Genomic DNA, 23223 nt, shown 5'->3' with positions numbered 1-23223 from the left:
TCAGGGGCTTTCATGCAGGCTCAATTGAATCTGCTGCTTCCTGACATCCGTGCCGATCAGGTCTTTGAGCCGCAAACCCGCACCGGTTTTTTCAAAATCGAGGGAGAGAAGCCCCTGTGACGGGTTTGCCGCCTCCGCGAGTGAAATGCGCAGCAGGCTTGGCGTCTGAACCAGTTGCGTGACCTGTATCGCACGGGTCAGTCGCAAAGGTTTGCGCAGGAGGAGGCCGAGGGGGTGCCGGGCAAGGCCGATGCGCGTCACCGCGCCATTGGCTTTATCCGTCACGACGAGATGTTGATTTTCAGCCTCCGCCCGCAAGCCATGCGGCACGTCATAGGCGAGAAGCAGATAGCCGGGGTGATAGGTGAAGTGACCGCGCCCGGCCCAGTTGCCCGGCCCGACCTGCTCAAAAAAACCGGTAACAGGTTGCGGGCGGTTCAGGGCATTTTCGACATCATGAATCATGGCCTGATCGGAGGGGGAAAGATGACTGATCCCGCCAGAAGCGCAGGCATTCAAAAAGGCGGCCAGGCCCATAAAGGCGAGATGTCGAAACTTCGTGATCATGACGCGCCGGGCGTCTGCGTTGTCAGTGCCAGGCTGTGCAGGCCGCTCTCAAATTCAGCTTTCAGGAGCTCATTGACCTGGCGATGGCGGGCAATCTGGGAAAGGCCCTTAAAGCGGTCAGTGACAATTTTGACCGCAAAATGCGTCTCCTCCCCTTCTATGCCCAAGCGGTCCTTATGGCGTGCATGACGGTGGGAGACGTCCTTGATTTCAATTTCCTCCGGCGCGAGGGCCTCTCGTAAAACGCGCTCAATACGTACCGCGCGTGTATCATGGACATTCATTAAGCTTTTCTCCTTGCACCGGACTGGATGACGTCACACATTGATGCGATGACCAAGCGCCGCCAGACACGTCATCGCGCCTTCGACCCCGACCCTGACGCGCCGGGGCGCATGTGCGACATGGCGGGCTGCACGGCGAATGCCGGTTATCGTGCACCGAAAAGCCGTCAGACGCTACGGGAATATTACTGGTTCTGCCTTGATCATGTCCGTGAATATAACGCCAAATGGGATTTTTATAAGGGCATGACGCCGATTCAGATTGAAACACATCTGCAATCTGACTCATCCTGGCAGCGCCCTTCCTGGAAACTCGGCAGCCTCGGCAAACCCTCAAAATTTGAGGAACGTTTGCGTGATCCGCTCGGTCTGCTCAGCCGCGCACGCCATGCGCGTGCGCGCTCCCGCCCCCATGACGCGCTGGAACGCCGGGCGCCCAAACCCATCAAACAGCATCTCAGTGCCCTCGGGCTGGACTGGCCCCTGACGATGGAGGAGTTGCGGGCGCATTACCGCAACCTCGCACGGCAGCACCATCCGGATGCAAATGGTAGTGACCCGCGCGCGGAGGCCCGTTTCAAGGAAATCAACGTGGCATACACGACGATCCGCGCATTCCTCTCAGCGCAATGACATGCCGGGGAAAGATTTGCATTTGAGACGGAACGCGATATCCTTCGTGAGACAAAATTGAGGTTAAGGACACGCGCTGCGCATGAAGAGCCCCTCGCCCGCCGCCAAAAGGGCCCCAACGACCGAAATCCCCACGGAAAATATCGGAAGAGAATTGAAAGCGCCCGACAAGAGACTGTCCGCGCGTGCGGTTTTCGACATTGACAGCGATATGGTCGTGCCAGCCTTTTCCGTCCGCACGAGTCATGTGCCGGAAATTGACCCCACCTACCAATTTGACCTCGATACGACGCGCGCCATCTTGGCCGGATTTGCTTATAATCGCCGGGTTTACGTGCAGGGCTTTCACGGCACGGGCAAATCATCCCATATTGAGCAGATCGCGGCACGTCTCAACTGGCCGACTGTACGCATCAATCTCGATAGTCACATCTCCCGGATTGACCTGATCGGCAAGGATGCCATCGTGCTTGAGGATGGTAAGCAGATCACTTCTTTCCGGGAAGGTCTCCTTCCCTGGTGTTTTCAACGTCCCTCCGCCCTGATTTTTGACGAATATGACGCGGGGCGGCCCGATGTCATGTTCGTGATTCAGCGCGTTCTGGAGGGGGAAGGGCATTTGACGCTGCTGGATCAAAATCGCGTCATCAAGCCCGACCCCTGGTTCCGCCTTTTCGCCACCGCCAATACGGTGGGGCTGGGCGATGCGACCGGGCTTTATCACGGCACGCAGCAGATCAATCAGGGACAGATGGATCGCTGGAATATTGTCGCAACGCTGAATTACCTCCCGCCTGAGCAGGAAGTGCGGATCGTGTGCGCCAAAATGGATATCCCGCTGGATGATGACGCCCAGCGTGAGGTGGTTGGCAATATGGTCCAGCTTGCAAAACTAACCCGTGAGGGGTTCATGTCCGGGGATCTCGCGACGGTCATGTCGCCGCGCACCGTCATCACCTGGGCCGAAAATACGAAGATCTTCGGTGATCGGCAATTCGCCTTCCGCGTGACGTTCCTCAATAAATGCGATGAGGCGGAGAGGGAAATCATCGCCGAATTTTATCAGCGTTGCCTCGGTGAAACGCTGAACCCGCTCTAACAGGCTACGGGCATGAGCTCCCAATTGCCCACCCCGCCAAAGCCGGACCCGGAACTCGGTAAACGTCATCCGGGCGATAGCTTCCGGCGTGCGACGAAGGCAACACTCCGCGCCATGGCGGGCGACCCGCATCTCGCCGTCACCTTTCTGGAAGGGCCACCGCAGGAGGAGAGCCCCGGCACCGTCCGCCTTCCCTACATGCCGCGCCATGTCACAGCGCAGGAGGAAGTCGAAATGCGTGGCGTCGCGGATGCGGAGGCTTTATTCCGAAAACATCACGACCCCCGTCTCGACATGGCCAGTCGCATCCCGGACCCGACACGGCGCGCAACCTTTGAAGCCATGGAACAGGCGCGTTGTGAAGTTTATGGCGCGCGCATGATGCGGGGCGTGCAGGATAATCTCGCCGCGAGGCTGCAACGAAAATGCTTCATGCAGGGCGCGATGCGCATGCAGGAGAAGGCGGATATGCCGGCGCCGCTGGCGTTTGAACTTCTGCTGCGCGATGCCATGATGCCCGGCTCCCTTCCGCATCTGATCGGCCCGGCATTGTCCGCCTGGCGCGACTCCCTTTCAGAAGCTACGCGGGAGAAATTGCACCATCTCGCCGCCATCCGGGATGACCAGGCCGCCTTCTCCGAGACTTTAATGGCGCTGTTCGACACGCTTGATGCGTCCGATCACACGCAGGACGCCCCGCCGCCGGCATCGCAGGACGACGCGGAGCCCGCCCCCGCCCCGGACGAGCCCGACGATGCTGGCGGCGAGGGGTCACAGGATGAGCCGTCAGAAAAGGCCGAGTCAGAGGGTGAAGAGGCGGATGATGAAGGTGACGTGGAGGGCGAACTGGGGCGCGATGAAGCCCCGCTCGGCGATGACCCCTCCCCGGCAATGTCGAGAGGAGACGGGGCACCCTCGGACGCGGAAGCCGCCCCCTATCGCATATTTTCAACGGAATATGATGAAGAGGCCAGCGCGTCCGAATTATGCGACCCGGAAGAGCTGGCGCATCTTCGGCACCTTCTTGACCAGCAATTAACGGGCACGCAATCGGTCGTTGCCCGGCTGGCGCATAAATTGCAGCGCCGTTTGATGACGAAACAGCAGCGCTCATGGCAGTTCGATCAGGAGGAGGGCCTCCTCGATGCCACGCGTTTGCCGCGCATCGTCATCAATCCCGCCACGCCCCTGTCATTCAAGATCGAGCACGAGTCCGCCTTCAAGGACACAATTGTGACTTTGCTGATCGATAATTCCGGCTCCATGCGCGGCCGCCCGATTTCCGTCGCTGCGCTTTGCAGCGATATCCTCGCGCGCACGCTTGAACGTTGTCACGTCAAGACGGAGCTTCTCGGCTTCACAACCCGCACCTGGAAAGGGGGTAAAAGTCGTCAGGACTGGCTTGAACAAGGCCGACCGGAAAATCCGGGACGCCTGAATGATACGCGGCACATCATCTATAAAAATGCCGATTCCCCTTATCGACGTGCGCGGCTCAATCTCGGCCTCATGCTGAAAGAGGGGTTGCTGAAAGAAAATATCGATGGTGAAGCGCTGCTATGGGCCTGGCAGCGCCTCCTCAAGCGGCATGAGAAGCGGCGCATTCTGTTGGTGATATCAGATGGTGCGCCGGTGGATGACAGCACGTTTTCAGCCAATAACCACGCTTATCTTGAGGCGCATCTTCGCGCGGTGATTCGCAAGATCGAATCTCAGAAATCGGTGGAATTGCTGGCGATTGGTATCGGCCATGACGTGACGCGCTATTACCGCAACAGCGTCACCATCCGCTCAGCGGATGAGCTTGGCGGGACCGTGCTGCAAAAGCTCCTCGACCTTTTCGGCGAGGACTGACCCCTCACCGTCTGAGCTGGGTGACGAGCAGCACGCGCCACATGGCGGCCGACGCGCGAGGCGGCGTATTGTCGCGGTCCTTGCCTTTAAATTAACTCAATATCAGTGACTTACGTGCGGGGGCTAAGGTGATTTATCCAATTGTCACTCTCGTCATGAAAGTTGGGACGCCCCTGTACTCGGGGCGTCCCGACCGCGAAACCGGTGATGACGATCCGCAGCAACTTACAATAATTGCGCCCGGCGGCCATTCGTGGCGGAAACCTGCAAACCCCACTCCCGCAAAGTCTTGGTGCAGTCGTCCTGTTCCAATGCGCATTCTATGAGGGTCGGGCCTTCCTTATTGGCCAGGGCCTGACGAATCGCCGCATCGAGCTCCGCCCCGGTCTTTACATGCAGGCCCAGCCCATGGCCGTCCTCTGCATTGAAGACATCCATCAACCCGGCATAATCCCAATTTTTAATCTCATTATACGGCCCGTCATGAATCGCAATCTCAATGACATAGCCGCGATTATTAATGAGAAAGATAATAACCGGTAATTTGTGACGGATCATCTGGGAGACTTCCTGCGCCGTGAGCTGGAAGGATCCGTCTCCGACCATGACGACGTGACGACGCCCCGGCGACCCGATCGCGTTGCCGAACATGCTGGGGATGGACCAGCCAATATGGCCCCACTGCATTTCAAGCTCCAATCGCGCATGTTCAGGAAGGCTCAGGCGCATGGCATTGAACCACGAATCCCCCGTTTCCGCGAAAAGCGTCGTCTCGGGCGTCATGAGTTCCTGAATTTGGCGCGTCATCTCATCATTGGTGAGGGGCGCGTCGGGCGGGGTGGGTGCAGGGCTGAAGCTTCTCGGTGCGGCAGGGGATACTATGGCGTCCCTCTGCTCCAGACGCGTCGTAAGGGCTTCCAGATAGGCTGCGAGGGAGAAGCCGTCATAGCGCGTCTGACAGAGAGTTACATGATCAGGATCCGCGACCAGCACATTTTCACCGTGCGGCATGGCGTGCCATCCGACGGTTGAGAAATCATTAAAGACAGGCGCGAGATAGAGCACCGCATCTGACGCGTTGATCAGTTCCTCCACGCCCGGATCACTTACGAGGCCCCAATAGACACCGCGGAAAGAAGGGTGCGTTTCCGGAAACAAAGATTTCGCGGCCGCCATGACGGCGACGGGGCTCCCCATTCTTTCAGCCAAAGCGATAGCCGGCTTCTGAGCCTGCGCCGCGCGGATTTTACTCCCGACGATAATGACAGGTTTTTCACGCCCCTTCAGCCAATCCAACGTCGCGTCGAGGGCGGCAGCAAGGCTGGACCGGTCATAATTCAGGGAGGGGTGGCGTGTCGTCATCGGACCGGGACGCAGGCAGGGTGCGTCGGCGATGTTACAGGCAATGCTAATGTAGGCGGGTTTGCGCTCCGCCAAAGCGGTGCGAATGGCGTAATCGATTTTTTCAGGCGCTGTGGCAACGTCATTAATTTCGACCGCCGCGCACGTGATCTGCCGCATCATTTCAAGCTGGAAATTATAATCCGTCTTGCCAATCGTGTGATGAAGAATGCGTCCGGAACCTTGATCATTCGAATTGGGCGCGCCGGAAATGAGGATGACGGGCAGATTTTCCGCATAGGCCCCGGCAATGCCGTTTGTTGCGGAAAGGGCACCGACGCCGAATGTCACGACCGCCGCCGCCACACCGCGCGCCCGCGCATAGCCCTCCGCCGCGAAGCTGCAATTCAGCTCATTGGAGCAATAAATCTGCTTCAGATTTGCATGGCTGAGAAGTTGATCAAGAAGGATGAGATTATAATCCCCGGCGACCGCGAAATGATGTTCCACCCCGATCTGGTCAAGGCGGTCCGCCAGATACATGCCGACTGCATAGGTCATCGTAAAAAAAGTCCTTACCGTTGCCACACGGAAACGTTAGGCCTTGCCCCGATACATATCCAATATATATTTGAGCCAATTTCCATATATAGGGGATATGGCTTTGGAATTACGACATCTGCGCTTCCTCACCGCCATCGCGGATCACGGCACTTTCACGCGGGCGGCGGAAGCGTTGCATATGGCGCAACCCCCTTTGAGCCAGCAGGTCAAAAGGCTGGAAGATGATCTCGGCGTGCGGATTTTTGACCGTTCGGGCCGCGGGGCGGCGCTGACCTCGGCTGGCGACATCCTCGTGGAACGTGCGCGGGCCATCCTCTCCCTCGCGAAGGAATTTGAGACACTCGCCCGTGCGCTTGGCGCCGGGGATCAGGGTCATTTACGGGTGGGTATGGCGGGCGGTGTTTCGCTTCTTCCACTGATACCGGCGGCGATTTCCGCTTTTCGGCGTGAGAAGCCCGGTGTGACCGTGACGCTGGAGGAGAGCAACACGCCCGCACTCTGTGCATCACTGCGCCTCGGCCAGGTCGATATGGCCATTATCCGGCCCCCCGTCTTCGATGCCGATATCATGGTGCGCCCCTTGATTGATGAGCCCAGCGTGATTGCCCTGCCCGAGACACATCCGCGTGCGAAGGCGGAGGGGCTCTTTCTGCATGAAATCGCGGAGGATCCGTTAATTCTGTTTGAGCGTCATCTCGGGCCCGGATTTTACGACACCATCATCTCCGCCTGCCTTCAATCCGGTTTTTCCCCGCAATTGGGGCAATCCGCCCCGCAGGTCGCGGCGACGATCCCGATGGTGGCTGCCGGGATGGGCGTGGCCATCGTTCCCGCTTATCTGCAGCAGATCCATACGCAGGGCGTGACATTTCACCCGATCCTTGGGGAAACGCCGCGCGCGACCATTGCCATGGCGACCACGCGCACCGCACCCAGCAAAGCCGCCACGGCCTTTGTCAACATTCTGAAGAAGCTCTGCGCTTCAAGCGATGGAAGAACCGTCGGCACTTGTTAAATGTGAACGCACCCGTCGCGCTGCGCTCCATCGTTTGACGCGCCGCCGAACTGTCTCCAGGCGATTAGGGCGCCCCCGTTTTCTTCTCCGCCATGCGGGCAAGGACGGCGGTGACTTTGCGCGCATAGGCGATACGCTGGGCGTTTGTCATCTCCCGCACAATGGCCAGCTTATGATCCGCCCTGAGTTTGACGCCTTGTGCCGCGTTACGCGCGATCCATTTCATCAACCCGTCCGGGTTCGGGAATTGCTGCTTGCGGAATTGAATGACCATGCCTTTCGGCCCGACTTCAACCCGCTCTACGTGCGCGCGACGGCAGGCTTTTTTGATTTCGATCACGCTCAGGAGATTTTCAACCTCCGGGGGGATCGCGCCAAAACGGTCAATCATCTCTGCGCGCATGGCGTCGACTTCCGCCTCACCTTTCAGCACGCCGATACGGCGGTAAAGGCCCAGACGCACAGGCAGGTCTTTGACGTAATCTTCCGGGATCAGAACGGGTAGGCCGAGCACGATGATGGGCGTCCAATCCTCATCCCGCGCGCGTGCCGCCGCGCCTGTGTGACGCAGGTCGCCCACCGCGTCCTCCAACATTTGCTGGTAAAGCTCGATACCCACTTCTTTGATATGGCCGGATTGCTCCTCACCCAGCAAATTACCAGCACCGCGCAGGTCAAGGTCATGCGCGGCCAGCGTGAAGCCAGCCCCCAGACTGTCGAGTGACTGCATGATCTCAAGCCGTTTTTCCGCCGCCGGGCTGAGAGGGTGCGTTTGCGGCCAGGTCAGATAAGCATAACCCCTTTGCTTACCGCGCCCCACACGCCCGCGCAACTGGTAAAGCTGACCCAGCCCGAACATGTCGGCACGATGGATGATCAGCGTATTCACGGCAGGCATATCGAGGCCGCTTTCGACAATGTTGGTTGAAAGCAGGATATCGTGTTTCCCGTCTGAAAATTCCGTCATCACGCGCTCAAGTTCGGTCGCGGCGAGGCGGCCATGAGCCTGCACGATTTTGGCATCCGGGACGATCTCCCGCAATCTTTCAGACATGCGCTCCATATCTTCGACGCGCGGCACGACGCAGAAAATCTGCCCCCCACGGAATCGCTCACGCTGTATCGCCTCACGGATCATCACACTATCGAACGGTGTGATGAAGGTGCGCACGGCCAGGCGGTCTGTCGGGGGTGTCGCAATCAGGCTCATCTCCCGCACGCCCGTCAGAGCAAGCTGCAATGTGCGGGGGAGAGGCGTGGCGGATAATGTCAGCACATGGACATCCTCCCGCAGGGCTTTGAGGCGCTCCTTATGCGCGACGCCGAAATGCTGTTCCTCATCAATAATCAGCAGGCCGAGATTGGCGAATTTGATCGTTTTTGCCAGAAGCGCGTGGGTGCCGATCACAATATCCACCCGGCCCGCCGCAAGCCCCTCCCGCACACGCGCGGCTTCTGCCGCACTCACCAGGCGGGATAATTGGGCAATCTGAATGGGAAAGCCGGAAAATCGCGACGTGAAGCTGCGATAATGTTGTCGCGCCAGCAAGGTTGTCGGCACGACAACCGCCACCTGCACCCCGGACATGGCCGCGATAAACGCCGCACGGATCGCGACCTCCGTTTTGCCGAAACCGACATCGCCGCAAATGAGGCGGTCCATCGGCTTGCCTGACGTGAGATCCTCCAGCACATCACTGATCGCCCGCGTCTGGTCATCCGTTTCGATAAACGGAAAACCGGCGCAAAATTCATTCCAGAGCCCTTCCGGCGGGGCCAGATTGGGTGCTTCCCGGATGGATCGCCCGGCCGCCGTGCGGATCAGCTCCGCCGCCATGTCGCGGATGCGCTCCTTCATCTTCGCTTTGCGCGCCTGCCAGGCTGGGCCGCCGAGGCGGTCAAGCGCAACGCCATTCTGCTCCGACCCGAAGCGGCTCAGTAATTCGATATTTTCAACCGGGAGGTAGAGCTTCTGATCATTATCATAGAGCAGACGCAGGCAATCATGCGGCGCGACCCCGACACTGATGGTTTCCAGCCCCTCATAACGCCCGATGCCGTAATCCGCATGGACGACCAGGTCCCCTTCATTGATCTCCGCGGCTTCTGAAATAAACTGATCGGCTTTGCGCTTGCGACGCGGTGGGCGCGCGATGCGTCCGCCCAGCAGATCCTGCTCGGTGATAAACACCACGCGGTCCGCAATAAAGCCGCGCTCAAGCCCCAGGATGATCAACCCGACGATGCCTGTCGCGACACCCGCCGCATCGGCCCATGGGTCAAAATTCTCGTAAGCAAGGCCATGGTCACCAAGCAGCGCCGCAATTCGCGCGCGGGAGCCGGTTGACCATGCCGTGATGTAAACACGCCGCCCCTGCGCCGCCCAATCCTTGACCTGACGCTTCAGATCCTGAAAGACGCCTTCCCGCGTCTGGTCCTTCCCACGGGTGAAGACGAGGCCCGCCCGCGCACCGGCATCCAGCCCGACCCCGACATCCGGTTTCGCAAACGGGCTGATCTTGATGCATTTCTGTCGGCTCAACATGGCGTCCCAACCGGCGCGATCAAGATAAAGCCGGTGGGGTGGCAAAGCGCGATAGAGCGCTTCGCCCTCATGGGCAAGCTCCCGCCGCGCCGCGTAATGGTCCTTGATCATCTCCAGCCGGTTCAGCAGGATTTCCTCAAACTGATAATCGGCGCTGACAGCCGCGTCCGGGATATAATCAAAGATGTTCTCAAGTTCCGGGTAGAAGAGCGGCAGGTAGTGCTCGATACCCGGATGGCGGCGCATTTCAGAAATATGCTCATAAAGCGTGTCACGCGCTGAGGAAGGGCCAAAAGCATCCCGCCACCCGGTGCGGAAGCGACTGACTGTCTCCGGCGTCAGCATATATTCCGTCACCGGCCGTAATTCAAAAATCCTGACCGGCGTCGTTGAGATCTGGGACTGGACGTCGAAACGCCGGATATTTTCAACTTCATCGCCGAAGAGATCAATACGCAGGGGCGCGGCTTCGGAAGGGGGGAAAAGGTCAAATATCCCTCCCCGACTGGCGAACTCACCCGGCTCCCTGACTGTGTCGGTGCGGCTATAGCCACTCGCGATGAGGAGGGCGATCAATGTTTCCGGATCACAGGATTCCCCGACGGAAATCCGCATTGTCTGCCCTTGAAACACATCACGCGGGGTGACGCGCTGCACCAGAGCGGCCACCGTCGTCAGCACCACGCGTCGCCCCTTCGGCGCGTCCAGAAGGCGGGACAATGTATCGGCGCGCTCGGCAATAATCACCGGGTGGGGTGAAACGCGGTCATAAGGCAGGCAGTCCCAGGCGGGGAAGCGCAATATTTCCAAAGTGGGTTCAAGGTAATTGAGCATATCGCCAATGACCGCGATCGCCGCGTCATCCCGGGCAATGTGCACGAGCGTCCCCTCATGCTCACTCAACCGCGTGCGAAGGAAAAACGCGGTATAAGAGTCCGGCACGCCCCAAAGGGTCGGATAATCAACTGTCTGCCCCACGATGACGCCTTTTTACCTCACACGCTATAATGTCACTCTGTCGCCTTTCAGGAAGACGTCTTGTTGTTCATGTGGGTTTTCCTATAACGGTTGAGGGTTGTCGTGTCAGCCCGTCAGGTGAATGGATGAACGAGACAGAACCCGAAGACATGTTTGCGCCCCTTGACGCCCCCCTCATCTCTCTGCCGGGGGTCGGGGCGCGTGCGGCGCCCCTGCTGGCGAAAGTTGCGGGTGGTCAACGCGTGATGGATCTCCTCCTGACCCTACCCGACCGTTATATTCTCCGCGCCCAGCCTGTCCCGCTGGCGCAGGCGGCGGCGACCTGCCTTGCGGGAGATATTGTAACGACAACAGGCCGTGTCGCGCGCATTGAGAGAGCATCGCGACCGCGCCAACCCTCCCACATCTTTCTGCGGGATGAAAATGCTGAAATTGACCTCGTCTTTTTCAATTCCGCCTTTATTCGCAACCTTGCCATCGGGCAATCTGTCGCCGTCTCCGGGATTGTGGAGCTTTATCATGGCCGGCTGACCATGCCGCAACCTGATTACCTCGTCCCGGCGGAACGTCGGCATATGATCCCGGCAATTGAGCCGGTCTGGCCTTTGACGGCCGGGTTGTTCACCTCGACCATGCGCCGTGCTGTCTCCGCCGCGCTCGCCACCCTCCCCTCTCTGCCGGAATGGCTGGACCCGGCATTATTGCGTGCACAGAAATGGCCGCCCTTCAAAGACGCCCTCGTCACCCTCCATGCCCCGGACCGCGTGATCAAGCCCGGACGTGAGACTGAATGGCCGGACCTTCAGCGTGGCGCGCGGGAGCGGCTCGCTTGTGACCGGCTTTTTCATGACCAGCTTGCGCTGGGTGCAACGCGCATGCGGCTTCGACAGCAGACGGGCAGTGCATTGATCGGCACAGCCGCGTTACAAAAAGAAGCGCTCAGCCGCTTCGGCCATGATCTGACAAACGCCCAGCAACGCGTCATTCATGAAATCACGGGGGATCTGACCCAGCCCAGCCCGATGCTTCGCCTTCTTCAGGGGGATGTCGGGTCCGGCAAAACGATCGTTGCGCTGCTGGCCATGCTCCATGCTGTGGAAGCGGGCATGCAGGCCGCGATGATGGCGCCGACTGAACTCCTGGCCCGGCAGCATTTTACGACAATTTCCGCCCTTTCCCCAGTCAGGACCGTCTTTTTATCCGGCAATGTCAAAGGGAAGGCGCGGCGTGAGGCGCTGGCGGCCATTGCCGATGGGGCCGCCTGCATTGTGATCGGCACGCACGCTTTGTTTCAGGATGGGGTGGCGTTTGCGAAGCTTGGCCTTTGCGTCATTGATGAGCAACATCGCTTCGGCGTCACGCAGCGCGTGAAATTGAGCAATAAGGGCGAGAACGTCAATATGCTCGTCATGACCGCCACCCCGATCCCGCGCACGCTTCTTTTGACACGTTGGGGGGAGCTTGCAGTAAGCCGTATTGATGAAAAACCGAAGGGACGCCTGCCCATCCAGACATCCCTGCACCCCCTCAGCGCGATAAGCGAGGTTTATCAGGCGATCGGGCGCAAAATCTCGGAACAGGCCCAGATTTACTGGGTCTGCCCCCTGATCGAGGAAAGTGAGAAACTGGACCTCGCCGCGGCGGAGGCGCGCTATGAAAGTCTTGAGCGTTTCTTTCCCGGAAAAGTCGCTTTGGTGCATGGGCGCCAGGATAGTGCGACGCGCCAGGCAATATTGCAGCAATTTCGGGAGGGGCTGTACAAAATCCTCGTTGCGACGACCGTGATTGAGGTTGGCGTGGATGTCCCGCAAGCTTCCGTCATGGTGATTGAACATGCCGAGCGGTTCGGCCTGGCTCAGTTGCACCAGTTGCGCGGCCGTGTCGGGCGGGGACATAAACGGTCATATTGTCTGCTGCTTTTTGACAAGACGCCGTCTTTCAACGCCCAGCAGCGCCTTACCCTGCTGAAACAGACGGAAGACGGCTTTCTCATCGCGGAGGAGGATCATCGATTGCGCGGCGGTGGTGATATTGCCGGGCGACGCCAGACCGGCCTGCCAGACCCCCGCCTGTTAAATGGAGTCCCGCTGGAGAAGATACTGGAAATCGCGCGTCAACTGAGTGACGCCTACTGGCGGAAAACACAATCGGGCGTTACAGATGACAATGATCAATACAGGTTACCTACACGCATATTTAATGGTGACCAGCCTTGGGATTTGCTCGCATCTGGTTAAAATAGGTTATACAGTCACCTCATAGGTGAACTGGGCGCATTTAACGCCACATTACACGGCCTCGGCCTGATCGCGCCGCGATGCCGGTGATGAAAGATGGATTTCAAAAATGTCGAATCTTCCGTCGCACCAAATCGAAGAGTCGATATTGGACATGTCTCGGCACCTGCTTGGCGCGGACCGCCTCGTCCTTTTGACGCTGAACGAAAAAAAACATCCGGTACGGGTCATTGCACGGGGCCGCGTGGACCTGCCTTCCGTTGAAAGCGTCATGCCCGCCTTACGCCATCACGATGCGCATATTGAAATCGCTGAAACGGGGGTGGCGACAGCCTTCGGGCGATATGATGACAAATCATACGTTGTAACGCAGTTCGGCCATCTGAAATCTTCACCCGAGGAAACACTCTCCCGGTTGAGGAAAATCCTGCCTTATTTTTCAACGATTTTCGCGCCGCCGCACCCGTCTCTCTCCGTTAAATCCCTGCCGGGACGGTCAGAATGCCTCGACTTTATCCGTCAGCAGATGGATGGTGAAAGGCACTTGCCGCGCCGTCGCAGCTTCTCCGTCATTCGCGTTTCTCTCGGGAGCCTTGACCATATCAACCAGCTTTATGGCTGGGATGTCGCCAATCAGATCATCGACAAGCTGGCGGCGCGGATCGCGCAAAGCGGCACGCATTATGCCCTGATCGGCCATTCCGGCGGGGGGAATTTCATTCTCGTCACACTGCCGGGTGATAACCGCACCGTCGTTGATCTCCACATCTCCACATTGCGCAATATCATGTCCCGCCCGGTTCAGATCGGAGACATTCAATATGCGCCGGATATGAATTTCGCTGTCGCCACCTATCCCGAGCACGGGCATGACCCGATGTCCCTCCTCCGCATCGCCGATCTGGAAGTGGAGAAGAAAGGATGGCACCGTCGGCGCAAAACGCATGTGCCGCCTGATGAGGGCCTGACCCCTGCGCAGGCGCCGCAACGACTGGAGCAGGAGTTGTTAGCGGCCATTGAAAAGAAAGAATTGTCGTTTCAGTGGCAGCCAACAACGTCACTTTCCTCCATGAAAATCGTCTCGCGCGAGGCGCTGTTGCGGTGGGACCGCCCTGGTCATGGGCTGGTATCCGCCGCAACATTAATCCCCTGCGCCGAGATTTCCGGCCTGATTGAGCGCTTGGATGAATGGAGCCTGCGCGCCGCATGCCGCGCCGCGGCCAACTGGCATGATGCCCTCTCCGTCTGCGTCAATATCTCTCCAACCTGGCTTTATCAGGAGCGCCTGTCGAAACTGCTGGAGCGCATTCTTTCCGACGTTTCTCTCGACCCGGCCCGCCTGCAGATCGACCTGACGGAAAAAGCCGATTTCGGGCCTTCCGCCGCCGTCTATCGGGAATTGGCCCGGATCAGGGCCATGGGCGTCTGCATTGCTCTGGATGATTTCGGGTCCGGCTATTCCTCCCTTGAGCGTCTCTCACTTTACCCTGTCGATAAAATTAAAGTGTCGCGCTCTTTTTTGACGAAGCTCGGAACGGACCCGCGTTCAAGCCGGATATTGCAGCATATCGTCCACCTCGCCCGAGGCCTCAACATCACATGTTGCGCCAAAGGGGTGGAGACGGAGCAGCAAATGGCCTTCCTGGCATCTTACGGCTATGAGGAGGTGCAAGGGTTTCTGTTGGGGGCGCCGCAAGAAGCGGCATTGCCCCAGCGGCGTAAAAAGCTGAAAACGTGCAAACCGGTCAAAACTTGAAGGAAAGTTTGACGGACCCGTAATTAAAGAGGCCCGCACGTGACTGCCTGAATTGCGCTGTCTGCCAGTTCTGGCTGTAGGAGAGGCGCAAACCACGCCACATGACGGCGACACCGGCGTGGATGGTGCCCTGATCCCACTTCTTGCTGGTGTGCGGCCCGTAACGGTAAAATGTGTTTCCCTGAAGGGAAGCGTCAAACGCTACAGCCTGGCCCTCGACACCGCCATAAACATACCATGCAACCGGTTTTGTCCTGACAAATGCATCTGTGCCATCAAGGCCCGGCCCGATCGTCGCATTGCCGAAATCGCTGTCCAGCCCCTGCCCGATCCGCAATGTCGCGGCCCCGCCGCCATAAATCCGGTAATCACCCATTGCTGCGGAAATCGCAGGTAGGATATCCGTCTCGATACCCGCCACCTTGATGAGCGGAAAACGCCAGATGCGCCCGCCCTGAACCTGAAAGACGGGCTGATTGCGTAATTGATGGTCCCATCCCCGATTTGGCGAATCACCAATGATGCTGTGAAAGCCATTCTGTACCTGCTTGCCACCCGCGGCGGGGCCCATGACGCCTAATTGTATCCCGACGACGGAGCGCGACAGATCCGTGTCATTAATCAGGTTCAGCGTGCCGAGAAGCACACCGGCATAAGGCCGGTCGCCCGCCAGGGGCGTTGCCGCCTGTGTGTTGCTGGGCGTGAAGATAAGTTGCTGGACGCCGGCACTCATCCTCTGCACCCCGTCACCGAGCAGAGCGCGGTTGATGCGGGAGAAAAATCGCGGCAGTTGATCCGTGCCTGACGTCCAGTTCACCCGCAGGCCGGAGGTATAATACTGGTCGGACGTGCCTTTTAGGGTGGAGACGGCGTCATTCTCGGCCTGAAGGGTCCAGATCGAGCGTGAGTCCGTCGGAGGAGATGCGGCAGCCTGCGCCACACACGCGACCCCCAGAAAACACGGCGCGACGCGACGCACGACATGGATGGATTTGAGCATTGAACCGCCTCTTGCAAAAATTGGTTAAGAGTAAAAGTTTATAATTTCTTGACACAGAGATGTGTGTTTTAGAATTGTTGTGATAAATTTTTATTTAATTTCCAGAAATTGTGACACCTCTGATTTTATTACACCTTTTCCTGTGGCACGGTTTTCCAAAAGCATGCTAGTATCGTCGAGAAATTTTACCTGTGCGATTTAGGCTGCAAGATGCAGACCGATTCTCAGTAAAATTTTGATTTACGCCACCAGCGCTCTCTTTATTGAAGAGACCGCGCCCAGATCTCGGGATTAGACCGTTGAGAAGTAACAGAACCGACCGCAGCCCCCGTTCCCCTCGCCGCGGCGGATTTGACGATGATTTCATGTCCGCTCCGTCATATGGGGACCGCCCCAATTCACAAAATCGTCGTCCATCAGGCGGCGGCGCTCAAGTCGTCGCTTCGGGACCGGAAGTCAGCGCCACGGTAAAGTGGTTCAGCGGGGAGAAGGGCTTCGGCTTTGTCGAACTTGCTGATGGCACGGGCGACGTCTTCCTCCATGCCAACGCGCTCTCCAATGCTGGCTTCTCGGCAGCGTCCCCTGGTGCGACACTCTCCGTTCGGATCGGCCAGGGTCCGAAAGGTCGTCAGGTGGCGGAAGTGATTTCTGTCGATGAAAGCACAGCCGAGGCCCCGCGCCCCCGCAGTGGCTTCGGTGCCCGTGGCGGCGCTGGTGGTTTCGGCGGTGGCCGTCCACCACGTGCCGCGCCTGACCTCTCCTCCGCTCAGGATCTTCGTGGCACTGTCAAATGGTACAATGCAACGAAGGGTTTTGGCTTCATCACACCGGAGAGTGGCGGCAAGGACATCTTCATCCACGCCTCCGCGCTGGAGCGTTCCGGCCTGAACTTCCTCTCCGAAGGTCAGGCTGTCAATGTCAAGGTTGTTCAAGGCTCGAAAGGCCCTGAAGCTGCCGACATCGACGCCGGTTAAGCTTTCAACAATATTGTTTAGGAAAAGGCCGGTCATCGATCGGCCTTTTTTTTGCCCAGTGCCGTTGCCATTAAAAGCTCAGATGAAAGGCTTCGGCTTATTATCTCGTCTCATCGAGACGCCTTCGGATTTTTGCTTGACATTGGTGACCTCATTTTCAGCGCGCAGCCGCGCCTTCCTTTTCCTTCGAGCCATCGTATCGCTCAGACGTATTTCCTGAAGGCAAAGATAAAACGTCAATCTCGTCAGCGCGCCATCCAAGTGAGCCTTATCGACGAGATTTGATGCCTTGCTTGACCTTTCGGGAACGATCCGACTCCGCTTCGATCGTCAGGCGGAGCTTATACCTTTTTATCGATGCGATAAATCTCATTAAAGGCTCAATTTTGAAGGAAAATTTGGTGCGTCATGCGTGCTCGATAGATTGAGCCGTCTCTGCGCGGCAGCGATGCAATGCCCAATTGTGGCATGTCGCGTTCGGTAAGTGCAGAAGCGGTAACGCCGTAAATCTTGCCAGCCCGTCTGAGATCAAACCGAAAACCATCCATAGTAGATCAGAATCACTTTATCGGCCTCATCACGTGTGTTACTTTACATATTCGGTTTATATTGTTGGAATTTTCTTTGAGGGAAGAAATGGCCACGCGCATTGTGATGAAGCACAAAGAAACCGGGATATTGAAGAACGGATATTACGGATTTTCCTGGACGACGTTGTTATTTGGATTTTTCCCAGCTCTTTTCCGCGCCGATTTTCTTACGTTTATCGGAAGTTTCGTCATACTGGTCATAATTGGTCTTTGCACTTACGGAATCGGCTTGCTTTTAGTCAGCCTCATCTGGGCATTCATGTACAACAAATATTATTGTCGCAAATTGCTCGAAAAGGGCTATGTTCTGGCGGGCGCACCCAATGAGAATATTCTTGCAGCGTCAGCTCTTGGCATCATCCCGCCCGACCCGCGGTCACCTCGCTGAGGGGTTGAAGATTCATCTGCAATTTGTCAGCGAAAAGTCCCTGACCGCGTCAGAAATCCTTCCCCTTGGACCGCATGAGGCGTGCTTTGTCGCGTTGCCAGTCGCGTTCAGCGATGGCGTGGCGTTTATCCTCTTTCTTCCGGCCCTGCCCCAGACCCAAAGTCAGTTTCGCGACGCCCCGCTTGTTGAAATGGATATCCAGCGGCACAAGAGACACGCCATCGCGTGAAACCGCACCGAGGAGATGCGCCATCTGCTTTTTATGGAGCAGTAATTTCCGAGGCGCTTTTGTCTCAAATCGGGACAGAACGCCGCCCTGATATTCGGGGATATAAGCGTTCAGCAACCATAACTCGCCGTCGCGTTCTCCGGCATAGGCTTCGGTGATGGTCGCACGCCCGTGGCGGAGGCTCTTCACCTCTGCGCCTTTCAGGACAAGCCCGGCCTCAATCGTCTCAATAATCGTGTAATTAAATCGCGCTTTACGGTTTTGCGCCGCAATCCCGTGAGAGATCAGCGTTGATTTTTTTTTTGGACTTGCCACGCTTTACCCCGTCAATCCGGCCTCAGCTAAAGCAGCATCAATGATTTTTTTCGATGCCGCGCTGACATCACAAAGCGGCAGGCGCAACGTATCGCCACAAAGCCCGAGCTTCGCCGCCGCATATTTCAAGGGGCCCGGGTTCGACTCGCAGAAAAGCGCATCATGCACCGGCGTTAATTTCTGCTGGATATCCATTGCCTCTGCGACACGCCCTTCACGCCATGCCTTGTGCATCTGAGCGCACTGGCGCGGCGCGATATTGGCCGTGACACTGATGCAACCATCCCCCCCACTGGCGAGGAAGGCCAAGGCCGTTCCGTCCTCACCGGAAAGCTGTATGAATTTTTTTTCCGTGAGACGTATGACCTGTAAGGGGCGCACAAGATTGGCCGTTGCGTCCTTGACCCCGACAATATTGGGATGGCCCGCCAATCGGCTGAGTGTCTCCGGCAGAACTTCCACAACGGACCGTCCGGGAACATTATAAACGAAAAGCGGCAGATCCGTTGCGTCCGCCACCGTCATGTAATGGCGGTAAAGCCCTTCCTGGGTCGGCTTGTTATAATAGGGCGCCACCACCAGCAGCCCATCCGCGCCAACGGCCTTGGCATGGCGCGCCATGGCCACCGCCTCATGCGTGCTGTTGGACCCGGCCCCCGCCATCACCGGCACCCGGCCACCCGCGATTTTGACCGTATGGGCGACGACCAACCCGTGCTCATCATGCGTGAGGGTCGGGCTCTCCCCCGTTGTGCCAGCGGGGCATAAACCTTCCGTGCCGTTTTCAATCTGACGTTCAATGTGTCGTGCCAGCCCTGGCAGGTCTAGAGACCCGTCTTCCTGGAAGGGCGTCAGCAACGCGACCAAAGAACCCTGAAAAATCTTACGTGCGGACATGACCCTACCCAGATCGGGGACAACCCGATCATCACCTGAAATCAGTAATAAAAAACGCAGTTTAACGCCGAGACGTCCGGACGACAATGCACATCCGGTTTAACCCTCACTATCGGGCCGGACTTTTACCATAAACGCCGAGGACCATCTGCTGATCTGCATAGGCTTTCATATTATCCAAAGCAGCTTGTGACCGCGCCTCTTCAGGGTGCCCTTCAAAATCAACGAGGAAGCCCGTCGCGTTAAAGGAGCCGACTTCCATATAACTTTCCAGACGCGTCAGATTGATCCCCGCCTCTGCAAAACCACGCAGGGCAGCGTATAATGCGCCCGGGCTGTTTTTAACGCGAAAAAGCACGGTCGTCATCGTATCCGCGCATTTTTCCACCGCTGGCCAGCCACCCTGTCGGGCGACGAGGTAGAAACGCGTTGTATTGTGCGCCGCATCCTCAACATTTTTGCGAAGCACTGTCAGCCCGTAAAGCTGTGCGGCGAGTTCCGACGCGATCGCCGCATCCTCGCGGGATTGCCATTCCGCCACAAGTTTGACCGCGCCCGCCGTGTCAAAAGCCGGTACCGCCTGAACATTCAGTGCGGCAATCAGTTTGCGGACCTGGCCAATGGCGACAGGGTGAGTGTGAATACGACGAATCTCCCCCTCTTCAACGCCGGGAAGCGCAATCAGGCAATGCTCGACACGCTGAAAATGCTCGCCGATGATCGATAGCCCTGCTTCCGGCAGCAGGGCGTGCACTTCCGGCACGCGCCCGGCAAGGGAGTTCTCACAGGCCAGCATACCGAGATCGGCGCGCCCCTCCTGCACGGCCTGAATCACATCGGGGAAGCTCGTGCAAGGCAGCGTCTCCCAACCCGGACGCGCCTGGCGGCAGGCGAGGTCCGAATAAGCCCCCGCAACGCCCTGAAATGCGATGACACTCATGATTTCGCGACGTGTCGGCGGACGATTTCAAGGTCATCCGCCGTATCGACAGATTGCGGTGCCGCCGCGATCTGGGCGCATCCGATGGTCATGCCATCTTCAAGAGCCCGCAATTGCTCCAACGATTCCCGCTTTTCCAGCGCGGAGGGAGGAAGCGTGACGAAACGGTTGAGAGCCGGGCGGCGCCATGCATAGATGCCGACATGATGCCATAAAGGCCCCGCCCCGGACGGAATGACATGGCGAGAGAAATAGAGCCCTCTGGCAATCTCACCCGCCCTGCCCAACGCGCAGGCGACTTTAACAACCGCATGCGTATTTGCCTCCGCCTCGGACGCGATCGGGGCGACGAGTGTGCCGATATCAAAATCCGTGCCGTTAAGCGGTGCAAGAACTTTCGCAACATCCTCAGAGCGGATCAGGGGAAGATCACCCTGCAGGTTAATGACCGTGTCCAAAGCGCCATCCGGGTCAAATTCCTGCAAAGCAGCGTGAACGCGATCCGTCCCGCTGGGGAGGGCGGGGTCCGTCAACACGGCGTGCACACCGCATCCCGCCACCGCCTCCATAATCTCCCGATCACCCGCAGCGACGATAACCGGCCCGACATTTGCGGCCAGGGCGGCCTCAGCGACATGCACGACCATGGGTTTATCGCCGATCATTGCCAGCGGCTTACCGGGCAGACGGGAGGCCGCGAGACGCGACGGGATGATGATGGCGGCTTTCATGGGGACGCGCGGGCTCCAGACTTGTCGACGGGGCGTTAAACCGAGAATCGATTGCACAACTTCATGCCCCAGTGCAGATAGGGGCGTCAATCTCAGCATGAAAGCTTTGAAGGAGCCCAGAGTGACTGACCTCGTCCGCCTGTCACAGACGATGCATTCATGCGCAGATCAAGCCGGCGCCGTTCTGAAACGTGCCTTCAGAGCCCCCCTGACGGTGACATCCAAAGATGATGCCAGCCCGGTGACGCAGGTTGATCATGAAGTCGAAACGCTTTTAAGGGGTCTGATAGAATCCGCCCATCCGACACATGACATTCTGGGCGAGGAATTTGGCGGCCGCCCCACGGCAGCCGGATGGCAGTGGGTGATTGACCCGATTGACGGCACGCGGGCCTTTATCACCGGTCGCCCGAGTTTTACGACTCTGATCGCCGTGCTGCGTGACGGCGTCCCTTATGCGGGGCTGATCGACCAGCCCATCACGGGGGAAAGATGGTTCGGCGTAACGGGGGCGGAGACGCAATTCACCAGTGCGAAAATGCCGGGGCGGGTCGGGACGCGACGCGCAGCAGCGTCATTGGCGGATGCAGAACTTTCCTGCACCGCGCCTGACATGCACATTGGTGAAGACGCCTCGCGGTTTGCGCAGCTTCAACGCCACGTCCGGCGCACCAGTTGGGGGGGGGATGCTTATGCTTACGGGTTGCTCAGCCTCGGCCTGATCGACATCATCGCGGAAAGCACCATGCAAATCTGGGACTGGGCCGCGCTTGTCCCCATCGTGGAAGGCGCTGGCGGCTGCATCACCGACTGGCAGGGCAGAAGCCTGACAGCGGAGAGCGATGGCACCGTGCTTGCCTGCGCCAGTTCCTCCCTGAACCGTGAAGCCTGCGCCGCCCTCAACGCCGCTTCCTGACTCGATGCGGGCACCGGAAAGACCTTCCCCGCGCAGCAATAATCGTTTAGGAAACCTTCGGAAGACGCGGCCATCATCAGGGTGGCGCGCAAAGTTGGATGAGGCTCGATGACGTTATCTCTGCACAAGGACAAAATCCGCATTCTGCTTCTGGAAGGCATCCATGAAAGCGCGGCGGCGTGGTTCCGGGCGAAGGGATATCACGAGATCACCCACCTCAAAACCGCATTGGATGATCAGGCGCTGGCAGAGGCGCTGCAGGGCGTGCATATGGTGGGCATTCGCTCCCGCACCCAGTTGACGGAAAAAGTCATCAGCGCGGCCGACCGCCTTATGGCGATCGGGTGCTTCTGTATCGGGACGAACCAGGTCGATCTCAATGCGGCGCGCCATGCTGCGATCCCGGTTTTCAACGCCCCTTACAGCAATACGCGTTCCGTCGCGGAGCTGGTGATGGGTGAGATCGTCATGCTGCTTCGGCGCATCCCCTCCCGCTCGGAGGAATGTCATCGTGGTGGTTGGGATAAATCGGCCATTAATTCCTGGGAGGTACGCGGGAAGACGCTGGGTATTGTCGGATATGGCTCCATCGGCTCACAGCTTTCCGTCCTGGCTGAATCATTCGGCCTCAATGTCATTTATTACGATATTGTCGATAAGCTGCCGCATGGCAACGCCACCCCCGTCGCGTCCCTAGAGGCGCTTCTGGCGCAATCCGATATCGTCAGCCTTCACGTCCCGCAAACGCCGGAGACGCGCAATCTGATGGGTGCAGCGCAGATCCGCGCTATGAAGCCTAACAGCATTCTGCTGAATAATGCGCGTGGCACAGTGGTGGATCTCGACGCGGCCGCAGCGGCCTTGAAGGATGGCCATCTGATGGGTGCCGGGATCGACGTCTTCCCCGTTGAGCCGAAGGGCCGGGATGAGAAATTCGCCTCACCGCTTCAGGGGCTGGATAACGTCATCCTCACGCCGCATATTGGTGGCTCCACCGTTGAAGCGCAGGAGAGGATCGGCGTTGAGGTAGCCAAGCGGCTCGTTGAATATTCAGATGTCGGGTCAACGCTGGGTGCCGTGAATTTCCCCAATGTGCAGTTGCCTGAGCGGCCGAAAGGCTCCCGCTTCATGCATGTCCATGCAAATCGTCCCGGTATTCTCCAGAAATTCAACGAGATCTTCTCAGATGCAGGCCGTAATATCGTCTCACAATATTTACAGACGGATGGCGAGGTTGGTTACGTCGTGGTTGAAAGTGACGCCGGGCCGGATCGAGAGGTTGATCAAACCCTCCTTCAACGTCTCCGCGCCCTTGATGGGACCATCCGCACAAGGCTGATTTACCAGAGATAAAGTTTTTTCTTTTTCCG

19 protein-coding genes are annotated in these 23223 nt (G+C 58.1%); 10 read left to right on the top strand and 9 right to left on the bottom strand.

The annotated features are described in order from the left end of the window. Complete coding sequence (locus N5W20_RS02565; protein ID WP_319807363.1) at positions 1–567, bottom strand: outer membrane lipoprotein carrier protein LolA; 567 nt, start codon at positions 565–567, stop codon at positions 1–3. Beyond that, positions 564–851, bottom strand: coding sequence for a BolA family protein (locus N5W20_RS02560; protein WP_319807362.1), 288 nt, complete (start codon positions 849–851; stop codon positions 564–566). Before N5W20_RS02560 ends, N5W20_RS02565 begins: the two co-directional genes overlap by 4 nt. 48 nt (positions 852–899) lie before the next feature. Between N5W20_RS02560 and N5W20_RS02555 the strand changes: the two genes are divergently transcribed. The 3 genes from N5W20_RS02555 (at position 900) to N5W20_RS02545 (ending at position 4437) form a co-directional block, all read left to right on the top strand. Further along, complete coding sequence (locus N5W20_RS02555; RefSeq protein WP_319807809.1) at positions 900–1484, top strand: J domain-containing protein; 585 nt, start codon at positions 900–902, stop codon at positions 1482–1484. Positions 1485–1566: 82 nt separating this feature from the next. After that, positions 1567–2583: an AAA family ATPase gene (locus N5W20_RS02550; protein ID WP_408869413.1), complete on the top strand. Its 1017-nt coding sequence runs from the start codon at positions 1567–1569 to the stop codon at positions 2581–2583. 12 nt (positions 2584–2595) lie between these two features. Continuing rightward, positions 2596–4437, top strand: coding sequence for a cobaltochelatase CobT-related protein (locus tag N5W20_RS02545; RefSeq protein ID WP_319807361.1), 1842 nt, complete (start codon positions 2596–2598; stop codon positions 4435–4437). A 225-nt stretch (positions 4438–4662) separates the two neighbouring features. Here the strand turns inward: N5W20_RS02545 and N5W20_RS02540 are convergent, their stop codons facing one another. Beyond that, the gene (locus N5W20_RS02540; protein ID WP_319807360.1) at positions 4663–6339 is read right to left on the bottom strand and encodes an alpha-keto acid decarboxylase family protein; all 1677 of its coding nucleotides are present in this window, start codon (positions 6337–6339) and stop codon (positions 4663–4665) included. Between the two features lie 97 nt (positions 6340–6436). Here N5W20_RS02540 and N5W20_RS02535 point away from each other — a divergent pair, with 97 nt between their 5' ends. Beyond that, positions 6437–7357: a LysR substrate-binding domain-containing protein gene (locus tag N5W20_RS02535; RefSeq protein ID WP_319807359.1), complete on the top strand. Its 921-nt coding sequence runs from the start codon at positions 6437–6439 to the stop codon at positions 7355–7357. 64 nt (positions 7358–7421) lie between these two features. Here the strand turns inward: N5W20_RS02535 and mfd are convergent, their stop codons facing one another. Next, a complete protein-coding gene (gene mfd / locus N5W20_RS02530) occupies positions 7422–10880 on the bottom strand; it encodes a transcription-repair coupling factor (RefSeq protein ID WP_319807358.1) in 3459 nt (1152 codons plus the stop codon). 125 nt (positions 10881–11005) lie between these two features. Between mfd and N5W20_RS02525 the strand changes: the two genes are divergently transcribed. Together N5W20_RS02525 and N5W20_RS02520 are read left to right on the top strand one after the other, a co-directional pair. Continuing rightward, complete coding sequence (locus N5W20_RS02525; protein WP_319807357.1) at positions 11006–13117, top strand: ATP-dependent DNA helicase RecG; 2112 nt, start codon at positions 11006–11008, stop codon at positions 13115–13117. A gap of 154 nt (positions 13118–13271) precedes the next feature. Then, positions 13272–14873 carry a bifunctional diguanylate cyclase/phosphodiesterase gene (locus tag N5W20_RS02520; RefSeq protein ID WP_319807356.1) on the top strand — a complete coding sequence of 534 codons (1602 nt, stop codon included), beginning with the start codon at positions 13272–13274 and terminating at the stop codon, positions 14871–14873. Here the strand turns inward: N5W20_RS02520 and N5W20_RS02515 are convergent. Further along, positions 14863–15873 (bottom strand): lipid A deacylase LpxR family protein, encoded by a 1011-nt coding sequence (locus N5W20_RS02515; protein ID WP_319807355.1) that lies wholly within the window; start codon positions 15871–15873, stop codon positions 14863–14865. The genes N5W20_RS02520 and N5W20_RS02515 overlap by 11 nt on opposite strands. Before the next feature lie 299 nt (positions 15874–16172). Here N5W20_RS02515 and N5W20_RS02510 point away from each other — a divergent pair, with 299 nt between their 5' ends. Then, positions 16173–16847 (top strand): cold-shock protein, encoded by a 675-nt coding sequence (locus N5W20_RS02510; protein WP_319807354.1) that lies wholly within the window; start codon positions 16173–16175, stop codon positions 16845–16847. Positions 16848–17483: 636 nt separating this feature from the next. After that, positions 17484–17825, top strand: a complete 342-nt coding sequence (locus tag N5W20_RS02505) for a hypothetical protein (RefSeq protein ID WP_319807353.1) — start codon at positions 17484–17486, stop codon at positions 17823–17825. A 49-nt stretch (positions 17826–17874) separates the two neighbouring features. Here the strand turns inward: N5W20_RS02505 and smpB are convergent, their stop codons facing one another. The 4 genes from smpB to N5W20_RS02485 form a co-directional block, all read right to left on the bottom strand. Beyond that, on the bottom strand, positions 17875–18369 hold the full coding sequence (gene smpB / locus N5W20_RS02500) for an SsrA-binding protein SmpB (RefSeq protein ID WP_319807352.1): 495 nt from the start codon (positions 18367–18369) through the stop codon (positions 17875–17877). A gap of 3 nt (positions 18370–18372) precedes the next feature. Next, entirely contained in the window at positions 18373–19266 is an 894-nt protein-coding gene (gene dapA, locus N5W20_RS02495; protein WP_319807351.1) for a 4-hydroxy-tetrahydrodipicolinate synthase, read from the bottom strand. A gap of 109 nt (positions 19267–19375) precedes the next feature. Further along, the gene (locus N5W20_RS02490; RefSeq protein ID WP_319807350.1) at positions 19376–20206 is read right to left on the bottom strand and encodes a prephenate dehydratase; all 831 of its coding nucleotides are present in this window, start codon (positions 20204–20206) and stop codon (positions 19376–19378) included. Continuing rightward, entirely contained in the window at positions 20203–20937 is a 735-nt protein-coding gene (locus tag N5W20_RS02485) for a 3-deoxy-manno-octulosonate cytidylyltransferase (protein ID WP_319807807.1), read from the bottom strand. Before N5W20_RS02485 ends, N5W20_RS02490 begins: the two co-directional genes overlap by 4 nt. A 121-nt stretch (positions 20938–21058) precedes the next feature. Between N5W20_RS02485 and N5W20_RS02480 the strand changes: the two genes are divergently transcribed. Together N5W20_RS02480 and serA are read left to right on the top strand one after the other, a co-directional pair. Further along, on the top strand, positions 21059–21853 hold the full coding sequence (locus N5W20_RS02480; protein ID WP_319807349.1) for an inositol monophosphatase family protein: 795 nt from the start codon (positions 21059–21061) through the stop codon (positions 21851–21853). A gap of 108 nt (positions 21854–21961) precedes the next feature. Continuing rightward, positions 21962–23206, top strand: coding sequence for a phosphoglycerate dehydrogenase (gene serA / locus N5W20_RS02475; protein ID WP_319807348.1), 1245 nt, complete (start codon positions 21962–21964; stop codon positions 23204–23206). The last annotated feature ends 17 nt before the right edge of the window (positions 23207–23223 follow it).

This window comes from Candidatus Kirkpatrickella diaphorinae, assembly GCF_025736875.1.
Taxonomy (GTDB): domain Bacteria; phylum Pseudomonadota; class Alphaproteobacteria; order Acetobacterales; family Acetobacteraceae; genus Sorlinia; species Sorlinia diaphorinae.
Note: the sequence above shows the minus strand (reverse complement) of the source record. Positions and strands in the feature narration are given on the sequence as shown.

Bases quoted from the DNA above. Each gene is read 5' to 3' on its own strand.
- N5W20_RS02565 (WP_319807363.1), bottom strand. From the start codon at position 567: ATGATCACGAAGTTTCGACATCTCGCCTTTATGGGCCTGGCCGCCTTT.
- N5W20_RS02560 (WP_319807362.1), bottom strand. From the start codon at position 851: ATGAATGTCCATGATACACGCGCGGTACGTATTGAGCGCGTTTTACGA.
- N5W20_RS02555 (WP_319807809.1), top strand. From the start codon at position 900: ATGACCAAGCGCCGCCAGACACGTCATCGCGCCTTCGACCCCGACCCT.
- N5W20_RS02550 (WP_408869413.1), top strand. From the start codon at position 1,567: ATGAAGAGCCCCTCGCCCGCCGCCAAAAGGGCCCCAACGACCGAAATC.
- N5W20_RS02545 (WP_319807361.1), top strand. From the start codon at position 2,596: ATGAGCTCCCAATTGCCCACCCCGCCAAAGCCGGACCCGGAACTCGGT.
- N5W20_RS02540 (WP_319807360.1), bottom strand. From the start codon at position 6,339: ATGACCTATGCAGTCGGCATGTATCTGGCGGACCGCCTTGACCAGATC.
- N5W20_RS02535 (WP_319807359.1), top strand. From the start codon at position 6,437: ATGGCTTTGGAATTACGACATCTGCGCTTCCTCACCGCCATCGCGGAT.
- N5W20_RS02525 (WP_319807357.1), top strand. From the start codon at position 11,006: ATGAACGAGACAGAACCCGAAGACATGTTTGCGCCCCTTGACGCCCCC.
- N5W20_RS02520 (WP_319807356.1), top strand. From the start codon at position 13,272: ATGTCTCGGCACCTGCTTGGCGCGGACCGCCTCGTCCTTTTGACGCTG.
- N5W20_RS02515 (WP_319807355.1), bottom strand. From the start codon at position 15,873: ATGCTCAAATCCATCCATGTCGTGCGTCGCGTCGCGCCGTGTTTTCTG.
- N5W20_RS02505 (WP_319807353.1), top strand. From the start codon at position 17,484: ATGGCCACGCGCATTGTGATGAAGCACAAAGAAACCGGGATATTGAAG.
- dapA (WP_319807351.1), bottom strand. From the start codon at position 19,266: ATGTCCGCACGTAAGATTTTTCAGGGTTCTTTGGTCGCGTTGCTGACG.
- N5W20_RS02490 (WP_319807350.1), bottom strand. From the start codon at position 20,206: ATGAGTGTCATCGCATTTCAGGGCGTTGCGGGGGCTTATTCGGACCTC.
- N5W20_RS02485 (WP_319807807.1), bottom strand. From the start codon at position 20,937: ATGAAAGCCGCCATCATCATCCCGTCGCGTCTCGCGGCCTCCCGTCTG.
- serA (WP_319807348.1), top strand. From the start codon at position 21,962: ATGACGTTATCTCTGCACAAGGACAAAATCCGCATTCTGCTTCTGGAA.